Annotated in this window: 15 protein-coding genes and 1 tRNA gene; 9 read left to right on the forward strand and 7 right to left on the reverse strand. The window is 71.6% G+C overall.

Annotated elements, in window-relative coordinates:
* Positions 1–48: 48 nt before the first annotated feature.
* From CHAN_RS12960 to dcd, 5 genes are all read right to left on the reverse strand, one after another.
* Positions 49–1,032 (reverse strand): ABC transporter substrate-binding protein, encoded by a 984-nt coding sequence (locus tag CHAN_RS12960; RefSeq protein ID WP_290290377.1) that lies wholly within the window; start codon positions 1,030–1,032, stop codon positions 49–51.
* Positions 1,029–1,754, reverse strand: a complete 726-nt coding sequence (locus CHAN_RS12965; RefSeq protein WP_290290379.1) for an ABC transporter permease — start codon at positions 1,752–1,754, stop codon at positions 1,029–1,031. Before CHAN_RS12965 ends, CHAN_RS12960 begins: the two co-directional genes overlap by 4 nt.
* Positions 1,751–2,455, reverse strand: coding sequence for an ABC transporter permease (locus tag CHAN_RS12970; protein WP_290290381.1), 705 nt, complete (start codon positions 2,453–2,455; stop codon positions 1,751–1,753). Before CHAN_RS12970 ends, CHAN_RS12965 begins: the two co-directional genes overlap by 4 nt.
* Complete coding sequence (locus CHAN_RS12975) at positions 2,452–3,333, reverse strand: ABC transporter ATP-binding protein (protein WP_290290382.1); 882 nt, start codon at positions 3,331–3,333, stop codon at positions 2,452–2,454. Before CHAN_RS12975 ends, CHAN_RS12970 begins: the two co-directional genes overlap by 4 nt.
* A gap of 161 nt (positions 3,334–3,494) precedes the next feature.
* Positions 3,495–4,067, reverse strand: a complete 573-nt coding sequence (gene dcd / locus CHAN_RS12980; protein ID WP_048739653.1) for a dCTP deaminase — start codon at positions 4,065–4,067, stop codon at positions 3,495–3,497.
* 125 nt (positions 4,068–4,192) lie between these two features.
* On the opposite strand from dcd, the gene CHAN_RS12985 reads away from it, so the two are divergent.
* The 7 genes from CHAN_RS12985 (at position 4,193) to CHAN_RS13015 (ending at position 11,268) form a co-directional block, all read left to right on the forward strand.
* A tRNA-Gly gene (locus CHAN_RS12985) sits at positions 4,193–4,266 on the forward strand.
* A 167-nt stretch (positions 4,267–4,433) separates the two neighbouring features.
* On the forward strand, positions 4,434–5,306 hold the full coding sequence (locus CHAN_RS12990) for a DUF2262 domain-containing protein (protein ID WP_290290386.1): 873 nt from the start codon (positions 4,434–4,436) through the stop codon (positions 5,304–5,306).
* Between the two features lie 75 nt (positions 5,307–5,381).
* Positions 5,382–5,903, forward strand: a complete 522-nt coding sequence (locus CHAN_RS12995; RefSeq protein ID WP_048739649.1) for a GyrI-like domain-containing protein — start codon at positions 5,382–5,384, stop codon at positions 5,901–5,903.
* A gap of 72 nt (positions 5,904–5,975) precedes the next feature.
* Positions 5,976–6,683: a class I SAM-dependent methyltransferase gene (locus tag CHAN_RS13000; RefSeq protein WP_290290390.1), complete on the forward strand. Its 708-nt coding sequence runs from the start codon at positions 5,976–5,978 to the stop codon at positions 6,681–6,683.
* A gap of 160 nt (positions 6,684–6,843) precedes the next feature.
* Positions 6,844–7,296, forward strand: a complete 453-nt coding sequence (locus tag CHAN_RS13005) for a universal stress protein (protein WP_048739902.1) — start codon at positions 6,844–6,846, stop codon at positions 7,294–7,296.
* A 165-nt stretch (positions 7,297–7,461) separates the two neighbouring features.
* Positions 7,462–7,656, forward strand: a complete 195-nt coding sequence (locus CHAN_RS13010) for a DUF2613 domain-containing protein (RefSeq protein WP_048739646.1) — start codon at positions 7,462–7,464, stop codon at positions 7,654–7,656.
* Positions 7,657–7,677: 21 nt separating this feature from the next.
* Positions 7,678–11,268, forward strand: a complete 3,591-nt coding sequence (locus tag CHAN_RS13015) for a DUF3367 domain-containing protein (RefSeq protein ID WP_290290394.1) — start codon at positions 7,678–7,680, stop codon at positions 11,266–11,268.
* Here the strand turns inward: CHAN_RS13015 and CHAN_RS13020 are convergent.
* Positions 11,178–12,458, reverse strand: a complete 1,281-nt coding sequence (locus CHAN_RS13020; RefSeq protein ID WP_290290397.1) for an acyltransferase family protein — start codon at positions 12,456–12,458, stop codon at positions 11,178–11,180. The two genes, CHAN_RS13015 and CHAN_RS13020, sit on opposite strands and share 91 nt — an antisense overlap.
* Before the next feature lie 93 nt (positions 12,459–12,551).
* On the opposite strand from CHAN_RS13020, the gene pgfA reads away from it, so the two are divergent.
* On the forward strand, positions 12,552–13,715 hold the full coding sequence (gene pgfA, locus CHAN_RS13025; RefSeq protein ID WP_290290399.1) for a cell envelope lipid trafficking protein PgfA: 1,164 nt from the start codon (positions 12,552–12,554) through the stop codon (positions 13,713–13,715).
* Positions 13,716–13,961: 246 nt separating this feature from the next.
* Positions 13,962–15,809 carry an MmpA family trehalose lipid delivery protein gene (locus tag CHAN_RS13030; RefSeq protein ID WP_290290401.1) on the forward strand — a complete coding sequence of 616 codons (1,848 nt, stop codon included), beginning with the start codon at positions 13,962–13,964 and terminating at the stop codon, positions 15,807–15,809.
* On the opposite strand, the gene CHAN_RS13035 is transcribed toward CHAN_RS13030, so the two are convergent.
* On the reverse strand, positions 15,733–16,920 hold the full coding sequence (locus CHAN_RS13035; protein ID WP_290290403.1) for a glycosyltransferase family 4 protein: 1,188 nt from the start codon (positions 16,918–16,920) through the stop codon (positions 15,733–15,735). The two genes, CHAN_RS13030 and CHAN_RS13035, sit on opposite strands and share 77 nt — an antisense overlap.
* Positions 16,921–17,058 lie beyond the last annotated feature (138 nt).

A 17,058-nucleotide genomic window follows, 5' to 3' on the forward strand; every position in this document is an offset into this window, starting at 1 on the left:
GCGGGCAGCAAGGTCCGGCGCGCGGCCGCCGGCCGGCAGGCGTCGGCTTTACGACGCCCCCGCGCCCAACCAATCCCGCGCGATGAGCTCGGCGCCCGCCTTTTCGTCGCCCGAGGCGCGGAGGTTCATGGCGGTGAGGTCGGCCGTCGTCAAGCGGGAATTCACCGATTCGAGGGCCCGGCGCGCCGAGTCATCGAGCACATCGCGGCGGGCGAGCGCGACGACGTTCTGCGCCGGGATGAGCTGCTTCGGATCCTCCAGCGTGACCACGTCGACGTCGGCGCCGGACGGGTCGCGCAGGGGCGTGGTGGTGTAGATGTCCGCGATGTCGACGGCGCCATCGGCCAGCGCGCGAATGGTCAACGGGCCGCCGGAATCTCCGTAGACCACCATCTCGAGCGCGCCCCGATCGACGCCGTAGACCTTGGCCAGGCCATCCGGGCCATACGGCTGCTGCGCCAACTCCGGGGAGCCGCCGATGCGGATGGCGCCAGCGGCATCGGCGAGTTTGGGCAGGTCGGCGAGGCTCGCCAGACCGTGCTCGTCGGCGACGGAGCGCAGCACGCGGTAGGCGTCCTTGGACTCGGCTTCGGCCGGTGCGACGGCCTCCAGGTCCTGCGGCAGGTTCGCGTCGAGGGCGGCGAGCACCCCTGCCGGGTCGGCGCCCTCGGGCACCTCGCCGAAGTAGGCGGCCAGATTGCCGGAGTACTCCGGCACCAGGTCGACCGATCCTTCCTGCAGGGCGGCCAGGTACACGTCGCGGGCGCCGATTTGCGGGACGACCTCCACGTCGTGGCCCGCCTCGGTCAACGCACGCGCCCAAATGCGGGCGATGATCTCCGACTCCGGGAACATCGCCGACCCCACCCGCAGTTGCCCGGCGGCGCGGTTGGCGGGGTTCGCGGGATCGAGCGCGCAGGCCGACAGGCCCGCCAGCGCCGCGGCCGTCGTGGCGGCGCCGGCGAGGAATGCGCGGCGGCTGAGCTTCCTCGGTTGCCTGCCGGGTTGCCGTGTCGGTTGCCGAGCGTTCATCGGGTCCCTCCCGTCCGCGCGCCCACCCTGGCCAGGGACTTCTCCGCGACCGTGAACGCCAGGTCGGTGATCAGCGCAAGGGCAGCGACGAGCACCGCCGCCCCGAGCATGACTCCGTAATCGCGCACGGCCAGCGAGTCGAGCAGGAACCGCCCCAGCCCGCCGAGCCCCAGGTACGCGGCGATGGTCGCGGTGGCCACCACCTGCAGCCACGCCGACCGCAGCCCGCCGACGAGCACCGGCATGGCCAGCGGGAACTCGACCTGGCCGATGACCTGCTTCGTGGAATGCCCCATCGCGTAGGCGGCGTCGATGACGGACCGGTCGATGGACCGGAACCCCGACGCCGTGCCCGCGAGAATCGGCGGCACCGCCAGGATGACCAGCACGATCGTCGACGGGATCAGCGGCAGCGTGACGCCCGCCGGGATGATCAGGGCGAGGAACGTCAGCAGGCCCAGCGACGGCATCGCGCGCAGGATGCCCGACGCGCCGAGCACCACGCCCTGCCCGCGGCCGGTGTGCCCGACGACGACGCCCAGCGCGATGCCGATGACCGCCGCGATGGCGGTGGCCAGCAGGGAATACCCGAGGTGCTCCAGAAGCCGGGCGCCGATGCCGGCGTCGCCGGACCACGAGTCGCCCGACGTCAACCACGCCCACGCCTGCGCGACGACGTTCCGGTCGGTGGCCGAGTCGGCCGCGGCGACGACGATGCTCATGACGCCACCCCCGCCTTGCTCCGCCTTCCGAACAACCCCGTCTTACCGGGCTTCCCCGCGCCCGCCCGGGACCACGGCATGAGCACCTTGCCCAACGCGACCAGCACCACGTCGAAGACCAGCGCCACCACCGCCGTGCCGATCACCCCGGCGAGGATCTCCGTCGGAAAGCTGCGGTTGAACCCGTCGGTGAAGAAGTACCCCAGCCCGTGCACGCCGACCAGCGAACCGACGCTGACCAGCGACACCGTCGACGCCGACACGACGCGCGCGCCGGCGAGCAGCACCGGCCCGGCGAGGGGCAGTTCGACGGTCAGGATCCGCCGCCAGGCCGGGTACCCCATCGATTTCGCGGCGTCGCGCGCGGCGGGCGGCACGGAGCCGAACGCGTCGGCTGCGGTGCGCGTCATCAGCGCCACGCCATAGGCGGCCAACGCCACCTGCACGTTCAGCGGCGACAGCACGGAAGTGCCCAGCACCAGGGGCAACATCACGAACAGCGCCAGCGACGGAATGGCATACAGCAGTCCCGCCCCGCCCACGATCGCTCCGCGGAATGCTTTGCGACGCGACGCCGCGAAGCCCAACGGCACCGAAATGAGCACCGCCGCGATGATCGGCGGAATCGACAGCCACACGTGCGTCCACGTCAGATCGACGATCTGCGCGAAATTGTCGGCGAACCAGGACCAGCGGATCATGGCGACCTCTCCCCTAGGTCGTTTTTTCCTCCGCCGTTCTGGCCTCCGCCGCTCTCCCCGTAATCGCGGAGCACCCCGGCGACGCGGCCGCGGGCGTCGAGGACGCGGTCGCCGTCGACGCGCAGGCGGCGGGAATCGGCGTCGATGAACTCGCGGACGAAGTCATCGGCGGGCTTTTCGATCAGCTCCCACGGCGGGCTCTGCTGCGCGATGCGGCCGCCCTTCTCCAGCAGCACCACCTCGTCGCCGAGGTGCAGGGCCTCGGAGATGTCGTGGGTGACGAAGACGATGGTGCAGTCCAGCTCCGCCTGCAGCCGCGTGACCTCAGCCTGCAGCTCACGGCGGACGATCGGGTCGACGGCGGCGAAGGGCTCGTCCATGAGCAGGATGCCGGAATCCGCCGCCAGCGCGCGGGCCACGCCGACGCGCTGCTGCTGGCCGCCGGACAACTGTGACGGGTAGCGGTCGGCCACCGAGGGGTCGAGGCCGACCAGCTCGATGAGCTCCATCGCCCGCTCCCGGGCCTCCCGCTTCGGCACGCCATTGAGCCGCGGGACCGTGCCCACGTTGTCCGCGACCGTGCGGTGCGGGAGCAGGCCGCCGTTCTGCATGACGTAGCCGATGCCGCGGCGCAGCTGGACGGGGTCGCGGTCGGCGACGTCCTCGCCGCCGATGAGCACCCGCCCCGACGTCGGCTCGACCATGCGGTTGATCATCCGCAGCAGCGTCGTCTTGCCGCAGCCCGAGGACCCGACCAGCACCGTCACCGCGTTGCGGCGGATGTCCAGGTTGACGCCGTCGACGACGGGCGGCCCTGCCCCGTAGGACTTGGACACGCCCTCGAACCGGATGGCGGGATCGGCTGTTTCAGCGTCCATACCAACCACGGTAGCCGCAAACACCGGGGGTTACCGGCGATCACCGGGGTTCCGTGGCGAACGTGACCGAATCGTCGCAAAGCGAAACGCCGGGCCGAACGGCCCCGGCCGGCCCCATGCCCGCGCCCCCGTGCCCGGAACCAGGGCCGGGGCCGCGGGGGCTACCGGAAGTTCAGGTACGCCTTCGACGGCGTCGGCCCGCGCTGCCCCTGGTACTTCGAACCGAGCGCGCCGGAACCGTAGGGCACCTCGGCGGGCGAGGTCATGCGGAACAGCGCCAACTGCCCGACCTTCATGCCCGGCCACAGCGAAATGGGCAGGTTGGCGACGTTCGACAGCTCGAGCGTGATGTGACCCGAGAACCCCGGATCGATGAAACCGGCGGTGGAATGCGTCAGCAGGCCCAGGCGCCCCAGCGACGACTTGCCCTCCAGGCGGCCGGCCAAATGCGGCGGGATGGTGAACTTCTCCAGCGTCGACGCCAGCACGAACTCACCCGGGTGCAGCACGAACGCCTCGTCCCACGGCACCTCGCGCAGGGTGGTCAGCTCCTCCTGCGGCAGCTTCGGGTCGATGTGCGTGTACCGCGAGTTGTTGAACACGCGGAAGAACTGGTCCAGGCGCACGTCGATCGACGACGGCTGGATCATCTCCTCGTCCAACGGATCCACGCCCAGGCGGGCGTCATCGTCGGCGGAGAGGGCGGCGCGGATGTCACGGTCGGAGAGCAGCACGCCCCCACCCTACCGGCCCGAAGGTCGGGCGAAACGGGGGTCGCGGCAAAGCTCCCTGGGTTTTTGCGGAACGCGCCCGGGGCGGTGCTACATTAATGGCGGAAGAGATGCTCCATCTCCTCGATGCCGATGTAGTTCAATGGTAGAACTCCTGCTTCCCAAGCAGGCGGCGCGGGTTCGATTCCCGTCATCGGCTCCACTGAAACCCCCTGACCAGCATGGACTGGCCAGGGGGTTTCGCGTATTCGGGGCCGCGGGCCCGGAAATGCACGGATTGCGCGCAAATCGGGTGGCACGTCACGGCCCCGTGCCGTCGCTTATTCTGGCCCCAGAAAACGCCGACGACGCCGACGACGAGGAGCGCGCGTGCTCACTCCCCGCAAGTCCCAGCGGAACCGCTTCGAAGCCCGCTTCGCCCCGGAGCCCATCGAGATCGTGATCCTGACCGGAGAATCCGGGACCACCGCATTCAGGGCGCGCGGGGACTCGCTCTACACGGCGTCACAGGAGTTCCTCGCCTACATCGACGATCGGGGTGACCTGCACGAGGTCGGGGATAGCGTCAGTTGGCTCGCCGACGAGTCGGAACGCGGCGGCTGGATCCATGACCTGAGGGGATTCACGCAGTACCAATTGCGGGTGCGCCGTGCGCTGCCGCCCACCGCCGAGGACATCCGGCGCCGCGCCGAACTCGGCGTGACCACCCCGCCCCCGACCAACGAACACCGGTTCATGCTGGTCGAGGTCCTCCGGCGCGATCTCCGCATCGAAGCGCTTGACGCCGTCGAGACGGTCTACCGGACGCCGAAAACCATGCAGGTCGCGGGGCGGGAGTTGCTGCTCGACCGGCGATTCAGTCCTCACCAGTACGAGGGCACCGTGGACTGGCTGGGAAATGAGGTGCGCCTGAGTTTGGAATGCGACGACGATGACGCCGACACCGCCGTCACCGCCGCGAAGGCGCTCGACGCAATGCTCGCCGATGCGGCCGGCTGGGATGCGAGGATCCGCGACTACGCCGCCCGCGAGCTGGCCGACCTGGCCACCGACTGGTCCGAGGACGGCGTGCCGGTCACCCCGGACGACTTCGCGCGGCGGGTGCGGCCGACCGACCTGAGCATCGACCGGGACGGCGATGTGACGTTCCACCTCGACGACGACGGCATGTTCGCCGGGCATTCGATCGAGGTGAGCGGCGACGTCGATGGCTCGCTCACGGAGGCGTCCATCGCGGGCTGAGCACGTGCGGGAGCGCCCCGCGTATCCTCGCGGGCACCTTCCCTCCCTCCGCCCCCTCCCCGCCAGGAGCCCGCCATGTCCGATCCGTGCAATCCCAGCGAAGCCCCCTTCACCGTCGACGACTCGCGCGCGGTGCCGACCGCCGTCATCCGCGCCTTCGACGTGGCCGTCGATGACCTCTCCCCGCTTTTCGACGCCGCATTCGGAGCATTGTTCCCCGCGCTCGCGGGAGCGGGGCTGTCCCCCGCCGGGGCCCCGTTCGCCCTGTACCCGCGTTTTTCCGACGACTGGTCCCGCTGCGACGTCGAAATCGGCGTGCCCCTCCACGCCCCCATGGAAGGCGTCGCCGCCGCGCCCAGCGCCGGCGGCCGCAACATGGAAGTCGAGCCCTCCGAGCTGCCCGCCGGCAAGGTCGCCTCGCGGCTGTACCAGGGCGGTTACGACGGCCTCGGGGCCGCGTGGCAGGAGTTCACCGACGCGCTCGTCGCCGCCGGACACACGCCCGCGATGCCGTGCTGGGAGGTCTATCTGACGGAACCGGGGCCCGACTCCGACCCGGCGGACATGCGCACCGGGCTGAACACCCGCGTGGAGTGAGCGCGTGGGGCGATCGACGTTCGCGTATCCGCCCCGACCCTCGGCTATACCCCTTTGGGTATGGTTCCGAACATGGATAGCCATGGTTGGGACAAACGATTCGCAGAGAACCCGCACCACTTCGGCAAGGGCCCGAACACCCTTCTGGAGCACCACGTCTCCGAGCTGACGCCGGGCACCGCCGCCGACGTCGGCTGCGGCCAGGGCCGCAACACCGCGTGGCTGCTCGGCCGCGGCTGGGACGTCACCGCCGTCGACTTCTCCGAAGTCGCGCTGCGCCACACCCGCGAAGCCGCCCAGGCGGCCGCGCAGGTCCCCGATGCCGTCGCCGAAGCGGCGGTCGCCGAGGGCCACGAAGGCGGTGAGACCGCCCCCGAGGCCGGCAAGACCACCAAGGCCGAGGTCACGTCCATCTGCGGCGGCACCGCGGAAGTGGCCCACGTGCCCACGCTCAACACCGTCCTGGCGGACGTGTCCGAGTGGCGCCCCGACGAAACCTTCGACCTCGTCGTCGCCGCCTACCTGCACCTGCCGTCCGACAAGCTCGCCGCGACGTGGGAGCACCTGGCCGCCATCACGGCGCCGGGCGGCACCCTGGTGGTCATCGGCCATGACCGCGACAACAAGGGTCACGGCCCGAAGGACCCCGACGTCCTCTTCCATGCGGACGACGTCGTCGCGAAGCTGCCGGAAACGTGGGACATCCGGGTCGCCGAAGCCGTCGACCGCGGCGAAGGATCCATCGACGCCCTCGTGGTGGCCACCGCCCCGAACGCCTGACCGCCGCAACCGGCCGGGGCTATCGTGGAGGCAGAACGTCAGCGACAAGGAGAAGTGAATCCCGATGCCCGACGCCCATGACGCCACCACCTCCGACCGGAACGCCCCGGCCGCCGAAACCCCCGGGGCGCCGAAGCCCGCGGGAGCCCGCGGGGATTCGATGCTCATCGCCTACGACGGCTCCGACGAGGCCCGCCGGGCGATCGAATGGGCCGGCGCGCTGCTGTCGGTGAACACGGCCTACATCCTCACCGCATGGGAGCCGCTGCAGCGGCAGGCCGCCCGCACCGCCGGCGCATCCGGGATGATGCAGCCCGACTGGGACTCCACCGTCGACGACGGGGACCCGGCGCACGAGGAAGCCAAGCGCATCTGCCGCGAGGGCATCGAGGTCGCCGCGTCCGTCGGCTTCACCGCCGAGCCCTACCTGGTCGAGTCCGAGACGACCATCTGGTCGGCCATCGTGGACGCCGCGCGCGACCTCGACGCGGGCATCATCGTGTCCGGCACGCGCGGCAACTCCGGGCTGCGCGGGCTGCTGTCGTCGTCGACCGCCGACGCGGTGCTCAAGCACGCCGGGCGCCCCGTGCTCATCGTCCCGCCGGAGAAGTAGCCGGATAGGCGTGAAGTCCGCCGCGCGATAACGATCGGGCAACGACGGCTCCCCCACCAGGGGCGGGCCCGAGGTTCCCCCAATTTCGCCGAAACTTCCCCGTGACCCCGGGGATGGTCTACAGTTGCGACCATTCCCAAGCAACATTACTTCGAGGAGTGAAACATGCCCTACGAGACCGAGTCGGAGCAGCGCCGCACTTTGGGCCCGGCCCTGGCCAGCGCCCTTGTCGGCGCCCTCCTCGGCGGTGCCCTCATCTTCGGCATCGCGCAGGTCACGCAGGAGTCCGAGATTCCCGAGGCGCAGGCCGTCTCCGCGGACGAGGCCCTGATGGGCGGGGTCGAGTACGGCGAGCGCTAGTCGCACGCCAACCGTCCCGCCATGCCCACCGCCGATCAACGCACGCCCACGCGCGCCTTGGTCGGCTGGTGGGCATTGCTCTGTCTTCTGGCCTTCATCCAGGCCTCCGGCCGCACGGTCGCGGACACCAAACATGACCTGACGGCCAACCCCTCCGGCTTCCTGGAGCGCTCGCTGCAGATGTGGTCGGAGATCATGCCGCTCGGGCAGCTGCAGAACCAGGCCTACGGGTACCTCTTCCCGCAGGGCGCCTTCTTCGCGCTGTTCGACCTGCTGCCCGACGCCATCTGGCCGGACTGGCTGACGCAGGGCCTGTGGTGGTCGCTGCTGCTGTGCCTGGCCTTCACCGGCTTTTACCGCGTGGCGGAAACCGCGGGCATCGGCACGCGCCCCTCGCGCATCCTCGCGGCGCTGCTCTACGCGCTGTCGCCGCGCATCCTCACCACCCTCGCGGCCATCTCGTCGGAGGCTTGGCCGGTCGCGCTGGCCCCGTGGATCCTGCTTCCGCTGGTCACGATCGCGCGACGGCCCGATGCCGTCGGCTGGAAGCTCGCGACGCGCGCGGTGCTGCTGTCGGGCCTGGCCGTCCTGTGCACCGGCGCCGTCAACGCAGTGGGCACCGCCGCCGCGTGCGTGCCCGCCGCGCTGGTGCTGGTCTTCGCCGGTTTCTCGGGGCCGCACCGCAAACGCGCGTGGGCCATGTTCGCCGGCTGGCTCGGCGCCTGCGCGGCGGTGAGCATGTGGTGGATCGTGCCGCTGCTCATGCTCGGCTCGTACTCGCCGCCGTTCACCGACTACATCGAATCCTCGGGCGTGACCACGCGCTGGCTCAACCTCGGCGAGGCCCTGCGCGGCGCGACGTCGTGGGCGCCGTTCGTGTCGCTGGAGCGCGTCGGCGGCAACGCGATCGTCGCCGAGCCGATCCTCATCCTCGCCACCATGGCCGTCGCCGCGATCGGGCTGGTGGGCCTGGCCATGGGCTCGATGCCGGGCCGCCGCTCGTGGATGCTCATGGCGCTGGTCGGCCTCGTCGCGATGTCGGCGTGGACGGACCCCTTCGCGCCGCTGGGCGAATGGGGGCGTTCGCTTCTCGACGGGCCGCTCGCCGCGCTGAGGAACCTGCACAAGATGGATCCGGCGCTGCGGCTGCCGCTGATGCTGGGTCTGGCGCACGCCACCGCGAGGCTGCCGTGGCCCGGTTCCGGCGAACCCGTGCGGGAAAAATGGCTGCACCCGGAGAAGCACCGGTCGGCCGTCGTCGCAATGCTCGTGCTCGTGGTCGCGGCGGGCGCCACCGCGCCGGCGTGGAGCGCCCGGCTCGCGCCCACCGGCGCCTACCGGGAAGTGCCGTCGCACTGGACCGAGGCCGCCGACTGGCTCAACGCCCACGCCCGCGGCGCGCGCACGCTCGTCGCCCCGTCGATGCCCTTCGCCGAGATGGACTGGGGTTTCACCCGCGACGAACCGCTGCAGCCGCTCACCGACGTGCCGTGGGTGGTGCGCGACGCGGTGCCGCTGGTGCCTCCGGAGGCCATCCGCGGGCTCGACGGCGTGCAGGATCAGCTCGGCCGCGGCGAAGGCGTCGAATCCCTGGCGGCGACGCTGCGCAACCAGGGCATCGGCTACGTGCTGGTGCGCTCCGACCTCAAGCCGTTCAACCGGGGCACCAGCCTGTCCAAGCTCCGCGCCACGCTGGAGGCCTCGCCGGGCATCGAGCGCGTCGCCGAATTCGCCCACGGCGGCGACGACGCCCCCAAGGGCGCGGTGTCCGGGAAGACCGACACGGCGATCTCCATCTGGGCGGTCGACGGCGGCGCGGACGCCCTGGCCCCGCGCTTGGTCGACGCGTCGTCGGTGCCGCTGGTCTCCGGCGGCCCGGAGGCGCTCGCCCGGCTCGACGAAATCGACCGCGACGCGCCGGTCCGCATGCTCCACGGCGAAGCCGCCGGCACGGTCACCGACACCCCGACCCGCCGCGGCCGCAACTACGGCGAGGTGCGCAACGCGGTGTCCGGCATTCTCGACCCCGACGAGGACACCGGCGTGACCAACGCGGTCCCCGACTACCCCGTCGCCGGCATCGCCATGACCCAGACCGCCACCGGCCGGGGGAAGCTGGAGGCGTCGTCGGCGGCGTCGGAGCCGTACAACGTCGGCGGGGCGCAGCCGCAGCATTCGATCAACGCGCTGGTCGACGGGGACCCGACGACCTGGTGGCAACCGCGCTCGGGCACCGGCGGCCAGGCCGAATGGGTCGAGGTCGACCCGGAGCAGCCGATGACGGGCGGGCGCCTGAACATCACCGGCGCGGTCGTCCCGGCGCAGGTGCAGATCCGCGCCGGCGGGGCCACGACGTCGAAGTGGCTGACCCCGGGCCAGCCGATGAGCATGCCGCTGCCGCGCGGCGCCGCGGACGACGGGGCCTCCGCCATCCGCATCACCGCCACCAACGCCCCCGCCGGTTTCGCGCTGGCGGAGATCAAGCTGGAAAGCGCCGCGGGCGAGGACGTCACCCCGATCCGCGTGCCGGTCGTCCCCGATGCCTCGCCGCTGGTGCAGCGCTGGGCCTTCGGCCAGGAGGTCGCCGAGGACCGCATGCGCCGCGCCTTCACCGCGCCCGCGCCCATCACGGTCACGGTCGACTCCGACACGTGCCGCGCGGGCCTCGACGATGCGTGGACCGAGCTCGACGGCAAGGTCGTGGCCTGCGGCGAGACGGTCGAGCTCCAGCCGGGCATGCACGAGGTCGACTCCCACGCCCGCTGGGTGTCGCTGACCGGCACCGAATTCGCCGCGCCGACGCGCGGGCAGCAGGCCCCCGAAACCGTCGCCGACTTCGCGGCGCCCGGCTCCGGCGCCGATTCAGAGTCCGGCTCGGCTTCCCGCGAGTCCGGCGACACCGTCATCGGCTCGGGCACCATCGCGGCCTCCGACGCCGACCGCATCATCTACCGCCCGGTGTCCGTCAACCCCGGCCAGGTCGCGAGCATCGACGGCCGCGAACTCGAGCCCGTCACCGTCAACGGGTGGCAGCAGGGCTGGCTGGTGCCGGCGGGTGCGTCGGGCACGTTCACCATCGACTTCCCCCCGGCCGCGACGTGGCGCACGGGCATCGTCGCCGGCGGTGCGCTGGCGGCGCTGTTCGCGGCGGTCGCCGTGGCCATCGGATTCGCTTGGCGACGCCCCCGCGCAGCCGCTGCCGCCGCAGCGCCGATCGAAACCGATGCCGCGGATGCCCCAACCACCGACGCCTCCCCGGACACCCCGGCCGTCCCGGATCTGCACCGCAACACCACCGCGGTGGCGGCGTTCATCGTCGCGTGGCTCGTCGCCGGGCTCCCCGGCGCCGCCGTCGCGGCCGTGCTCGGAATCGCCGGAATCAACCTGGCACGCCGCTTCGGGGCGGAGACGGTCCGTCGCCAAGCAATCGCGGCGACCGCGGTCCTCGCGGGGATCGGAGGCGTCCTCCTGGCCCGCAACGCCTGGCCCGGCGGGGGCTACGCCGGCTTCGAATGGCCGCTTCAGCTGGTGATGGCCGGTGCCGTCGTCCTGGCGTCGCTGGCCCAGACCCTGCCCAGCCAACGGCGGGCGGGCTCCTCCACCAGCGCGTAGGACGCCGCGGCCAGCGGGACGGTCAGCGCGACCGTCAGCAGCCACACCATGACGATGTGCCCGTCGAAGATGCGCACCCCCAGCAGCGGGAACGCCACCGACAGCATGGCCATGTGCCACAGGAAGATGCCGTAGGACCAGCGGCCCAGCGCCTGCATGACGGGGGTGGTCAGGATCCTCGATTCCGGGGCGATCGCCCACGGGCCGATGATCGCCGCGCCGAAGACCAGGCCGCACCACGTGCGGCGCAGGAACTCCCAGTTCGACAGCTCGACCAGGCCCTCCGGGCCCATGAACGCCGCCAGCCACAGGGCCGCGACGGCGACGCCGACCCACAGCCAGCGCAGGCGGGCGATGCGCTTGGCCGTTTCGAGCACCTCGCGCGCGCGAGCGGACTCCGACCCGGCCAGCGACTCCAGCTCCGCGAAGATCATGCCGGCGGCGAACCACGAGAAGTACGCCGCGGGCTGGATGTGCGGGTTCACGCCATCCGGGTACGGCAGCGGCAGCCACGCCCAGCCGAAGCTCAGCACCGCCAGGCCGGCCAGCGCCACGATGCGCGCACCCTGGCGGCGCATCGGGTCGAGGCCCCGCAGCGCGATGGCGAACAGCGGCAGCGCCACGTAGAAGGACACCTCCACCGACAGCGACCACAGGTGCGTCAGCCCGCCGTGGAGGGAATCGGCGAAGAACACCTGCGTCAGCGTCAGGTTGGTCAGCCACGTGCCCAGGTCCGCGCCCTTGCCCACCGGCAACGCGATGAGCACGACGACAACCAGGACCCAGTACGCCGGGAGGATGCGCGCCGCGCGCTTGCGGTAGTACTTCGCCCACCCCGACGCCAGCGAACCCGGCTCGCCCGTGGTCGACCCGTCGCGCCGGCGGCGCCACACCACGCCGCCCATCCCCGCCCGGTGGCTGCGCCACAGCAGGAAACCCGACAACGTGAAGAACACCGCGACGAAGAAATCGAACCGGCCGAGCATCCGCTCCCACATCGCGCCGACGTCGTGGCCCGTCTGGAACGCGACGTGCGTGCCGATGATGCCGAGCGACGCCACCGCCCGCAGCCCCTCGAGCGCGGGCAGGAAGCCCGGGCGGAAGGCGGGGCGGAACTCCGGGCGGGGGCGGCCGGAGGCGGAGGATTCCTCCCGGTCGGGGGTGAGAGCCTGGTTCTCGCGGACGATCATTCCAAGATAATATTGGATTTCGTCGTGCCTTCGTTTCGGAACCTGCTAGGTTTTGCACGAGAAACCCGTAAGACGTAAGGGAAGTCACTGCTCATGGCCAAAAGAAGTCTCGCCCATCTGATGATCATCATCGGCGCCGCATTGATCGTCATCGCGGTCCTGCTGCCGACGTTCCTCGTACCCCGATTGAAGGTCATTCCCCTGGACACGGTCAGCACCACCGTGACCGAGGTCCGCGAGGGCGCGCTCCTCGATTCCGGTGCCCTGGCCAAGGGCGAGGTCGTCGACCCGCGCAAGAACGACCCGCGCTGCAAGGCCGAGGGCGAGGGCGAGGAGAAGCCGGACCTGCCGCTGCACTGCTTCATCAACGATGAGGTGCCGCTGAAGTCCTCCCGCCACGTCCGCGTGGAGGACCCGTCGGACGAGAAGCGGGTCACCCTCGAGGCCGGCACCGTGATCCTGCGCGAGGACCGCGACGAGCCGCGCAACCTGATCAACGCGACCGTCGACCGCATCACCCTGGACCGCACCAACGCGTTCCCGGTGGAGGACCCGATTTCCTCCATCTCGGGCGCCGCCCCGGGCCAGGAGGGCGCGGATGAGCCGGTGCAGTTCCGCCGCCCGGGCATCCAGTACCAGTTCCCGTTCAACGCGGAGAAGAAGTCGTACCCGTACTACGACGCCATCGGCCTGGACCTGTTCCAGATCGACTTCAAGGGCGAGGAGGAGCAGGACGGCGAGACCGTCTACAAGTACTCCATGGTCGTTCCGCCGCAGAACCTTTACGAGAACACCAAGGCCCACGCCACCCGCGACGGCCGCAAGCTGACCAAGGCCGACGAGTCCTCGCTCGCGTCCCTGCGCCTGAAGTTCCCCGCCGAGAAGTGGGGCCTGGAGGGTGACGAGGACGTGGAGATGGACCGCTACTACACCACCACCCGCACCGTCCGCGTCGAGCCGACCACCGGCGTGATCGTGAACGGCACCGAGGAGATCTTCCAGTTCTACGCCCGCAACGAGGAAGAGGCGAAGCAGATGGTCACCGAGGAGGGCCGCAAGAAGGAGGCGCAGGAGCGCAACCGGACCGCGCTCGACTTCTCCGGCCAGTGGGACGCCGACACCAAGAAGAACCAGATGCAGAAGGCCAAGGACTCCAAGTCCAAGCTGACCATCGCCGGCACCGTCGTGCCGTGGGTCCTGGGCATCGTGGGCCTGGTCCTGGTCCTGCTGGGCATCCGCACGCACCGCCGCTCCTAGGCTCCACCCGGGCCCGGGCCGGCATTCCCGCCAGGTTTCCGCCCGCCCACCGGTTTTCACCGGTGGGCGGGCGTTTTGGCGTCTGTCGGGCGTGCCTTTCGCATGCCTTTCGCGTGCCTTTCGCGTGCCTTGCCCCACCCCGTTTTCCATCCCTTCCGCGTCCCGTTCTTTCTCCCCTTTTGCTTGACGACGCCGCCGCCCCCGCCATCCGGCGGCGGATCCGGTTGCCCCGATAGACTCGTCGCCGTGGACAATGCCGTGGACGCCACCGCCGGGAGAGCCGTGGGGAAAGCCGAGCGCACCGGTCAGCTGATCGTGCTCGGCTGGACGTTCGTTCTCGTCGCGGCGGTGCTGTGGCCGTTCGTCTTCCCGGGGATGCCGCTGCTGCGCGACATGGTGGTGCCGCCGCATCCGGCGCTGACCGACGCGTCGTGGGGGTTGGGCGAGTCGGCCGCGAGGGCCGCGCCGCAGGATGCGCTGCTGGCGTTGGCCGGCGGGTTCACCGATGCGGGCATGGTCATGCGGCTGCTGATGCTCGGTGCGCTGGCCGTCGGCGGCGTGGCCGCGGCGGAACTGGTGCGGCGGGTGCTGGGCGCCGGGGTGGTCGGGCAGATCGCGGCGGTGACCATGCTGCTGTGGAACCCGTACGTCGTGGAGCGGCTGCTGCAGGGTCAGTGGTCGCTGGTGCTGGCGATGGCGCTGCTGCCGGCCGTCGCGCTGGCGACCATCGCGGCCGCACCGTGGTGGCGGGCGACTGCCATGGCGTTCGCGGGGCTGACGCCGACCGGTGCGCTGCTGGGCACCGGTGTCGCGCTCGTCGCCGCCCGCACGTGGCGGGACCGGCTGGTCGCCGCGGCGACGGGGGCGGTCGTGTCGGCCCCGTGGCTGGTGGCCACGGCGCTCGGCTCCGGCGCGGGCGTCGCCGATCCCGCGGGGGCCGCGGCCTTCGCCGCGCGGGCCGAGCGCTGGGTGGGCACACTTGGCGCGGTCGCGGGATTGGGCGGCATCTGGAACGGGCAGGCCGTCCCCCACGCCCGCGAAACCGGTACGGCGGCGTTGGCGGTCGTGGCCCTGCTGGCGCTGTTCGCCATCGGGGCGAAGATGGCGTGGGGCGCGGGGGCCGTGGGTTCCCGAACGGCGGAGGCCAGAACCGGAGGGCCCGGCGACGAAGCACCGCGCGCCGGCCACGCGAGCGCCGGCACCGCCGCGCATTCGCCCGTCACCGGGGCCCGCCGGCGCCTCATCATCCTCGCCGGCGCCGCGGTCCTGATCGTCGCCGCACTGGCCACGCCGCCGGGGATCGCGATCATGGCCCGGGCTCTGGAGAACGTGCCCGGGGCGGGCCTGGCCCGCGACGCCCAGAAATGGGTGGCATTCGCCGTGCCCGGCTACGCGATCCTCGCCGCGGCGGGGGCCGAGACCCTCGCCCGCCGCGTCCCCGACCCCCGCCGCTGGCTCGCCGCGCTGTTCGCCGTCGCGGTGATCATCGCCGCCGTCCCCGACCTGCCCCGCGCCGTCGCGCCGCTGGAGCCGGTGGACCCGTGGCCGGGGTGGAACGCCGTGTCCGGGGTGGTCGCGATGGACGACGCCGCGGTCGCCATGCTGCCCGCCGGCCCGTACCGCATCATCGACGGGCGCCCCGCCTACGACCCCGCCGTGAAAACGCTGCCCGCCCCCGTGCTGGCCACCGGCGACCTGGTGGTCTCCGGCGTCAGCGTCGGCGGCGAAGGCTCCACCGCCGCGACGGTGGAGGCGGCGCTCATCGACGCACCGGACGACGCCATCGAGATCCTGCGCGCCAACGGCGTCGGCTGGGTGCTCGTGGAGTCCTCCCCCGGCGAACTCGGGGCTTCCGCCCGCGTCATCGGCCGCCTGGAAACCGTCTACTCCGACGAGAACCTGGCGCTGTACCGGGTGCCCGGCGCGATCGCCCGCGTCGAAGGCGCGGACCCCGCACCCGCGTGGATCGCCCTGCTCGCGTGGGCGGGGATGGCGCTGGCCGGACCGCTCGTGGGCCTCATGCCCGGATCCGGCGGCGATCGGCGGAGGGCGCCGCGACGTCGTGAAGCACCTGCTCCACGGACCGTGCCGTAGCGTCCCAGCTGAACGTCTCCGCCCGCTTCTTCGCCTCGGAACCCAGGAAGGACCGCAGGTCCCGGTCCGCGACGATGGACTTCGTCGCCTCCACGAGCTCGGCCGGATTGCCGGCGAGCAGGCCCGTGACGCCGTCGACGACGGAATCGCGCAGCCCCGCCGACGACCGGTACCCGACCGTGGGCACGCCATGCTGGGCGGCCTCGATGACGGCCAGGCCCCAGCCCTCCTTGCGCGACGGCATCACGTGGACGCAGGCGCGGGCGAGGATCAGGTGCTTCTCCTCCTCCGACACCTGCCCGTGGAAGACCACGCGGTCCGCGATGCCCTGCGCCTGGGCGTAGGCGAGCAGCTCATCGTTCCACCAGCCCGAACCGACGACGTCGAGCACCGCATCCGGGTACGTGGGGTTGAGCGCCGCGATGGCATCGATGGCGTGCTCGATCTGCTTGTGCGGCACCAGGCGCGACAGCGTCACCAGCCGCGGGCCGCCGTCGACGGCGCACGGGTCGATGGCCGCGGGCGCGTTCTCCGCGCCGACGGCGACTTCCGGCACGGGGTCGACGCCATTGCGGATGATGGAGATCCGGACCTCATCGACGCCGAGTCCCCGCAGGTCATCGGCGCTGGGCCGCGACACCGTGATGTACCGGCACCGCCGCTGCACCGCCGGGGCCAGCGTCGACTCGACGAACCAGCCGAACTTGCCCACCAGCTTGCCCGCCACCGGCCACTGCTCCCGGTGGCAATGATGCGTCAGCACCACCGTCGGGCGGCCCGACACCACCGACGCGAAGAAGGGGATGCCGTTCTGCGTGTCCACCACGACATCCGGGCGGCCGCCCAACCCGCGCGCGATCGGCCCGAGCCCGACGCGCGCGGCGAGCATCGCGCCCCACGCGCGGACGTAGACGGAGAAATTGCCGCCACCGCGGGAATAGCGCACTCCGGCGCGCTCCGACTTCTTCGGCGCACCCGGGTACGCCGCGGTGCGGAAAACGACGCGATGCCCCTCCCTGACCAGGTGCTCTGCGACCCGCTCGAGATAGCGCTCGCTGCCGCCGCCTTCGGGATGGCCGGTGTCGCGCCAGCACAGCAGGAGAACCTTCATGGGGAGCAACCATAATCCCCTGCTCCCCGGGGCATGACGGTGTTCCCCTTATTCACGGGTCGAGTGCGCGGTTTCCCGACCCTCATGCACGGGTTCGGCGCATGGGTCACCGCCTGTTTTCCCCACGCGTTTCCCCCG

This window comes from Corynebacterium hansenii (assembly GCF_030408795.1).
Taxonomy (GTDB): Bacteria; Actinomycetota; Actinomycetes; order Mycobacteriales; family Mycobacteriaceae; genus Corynebacterium; species Corynebacterium hansenii.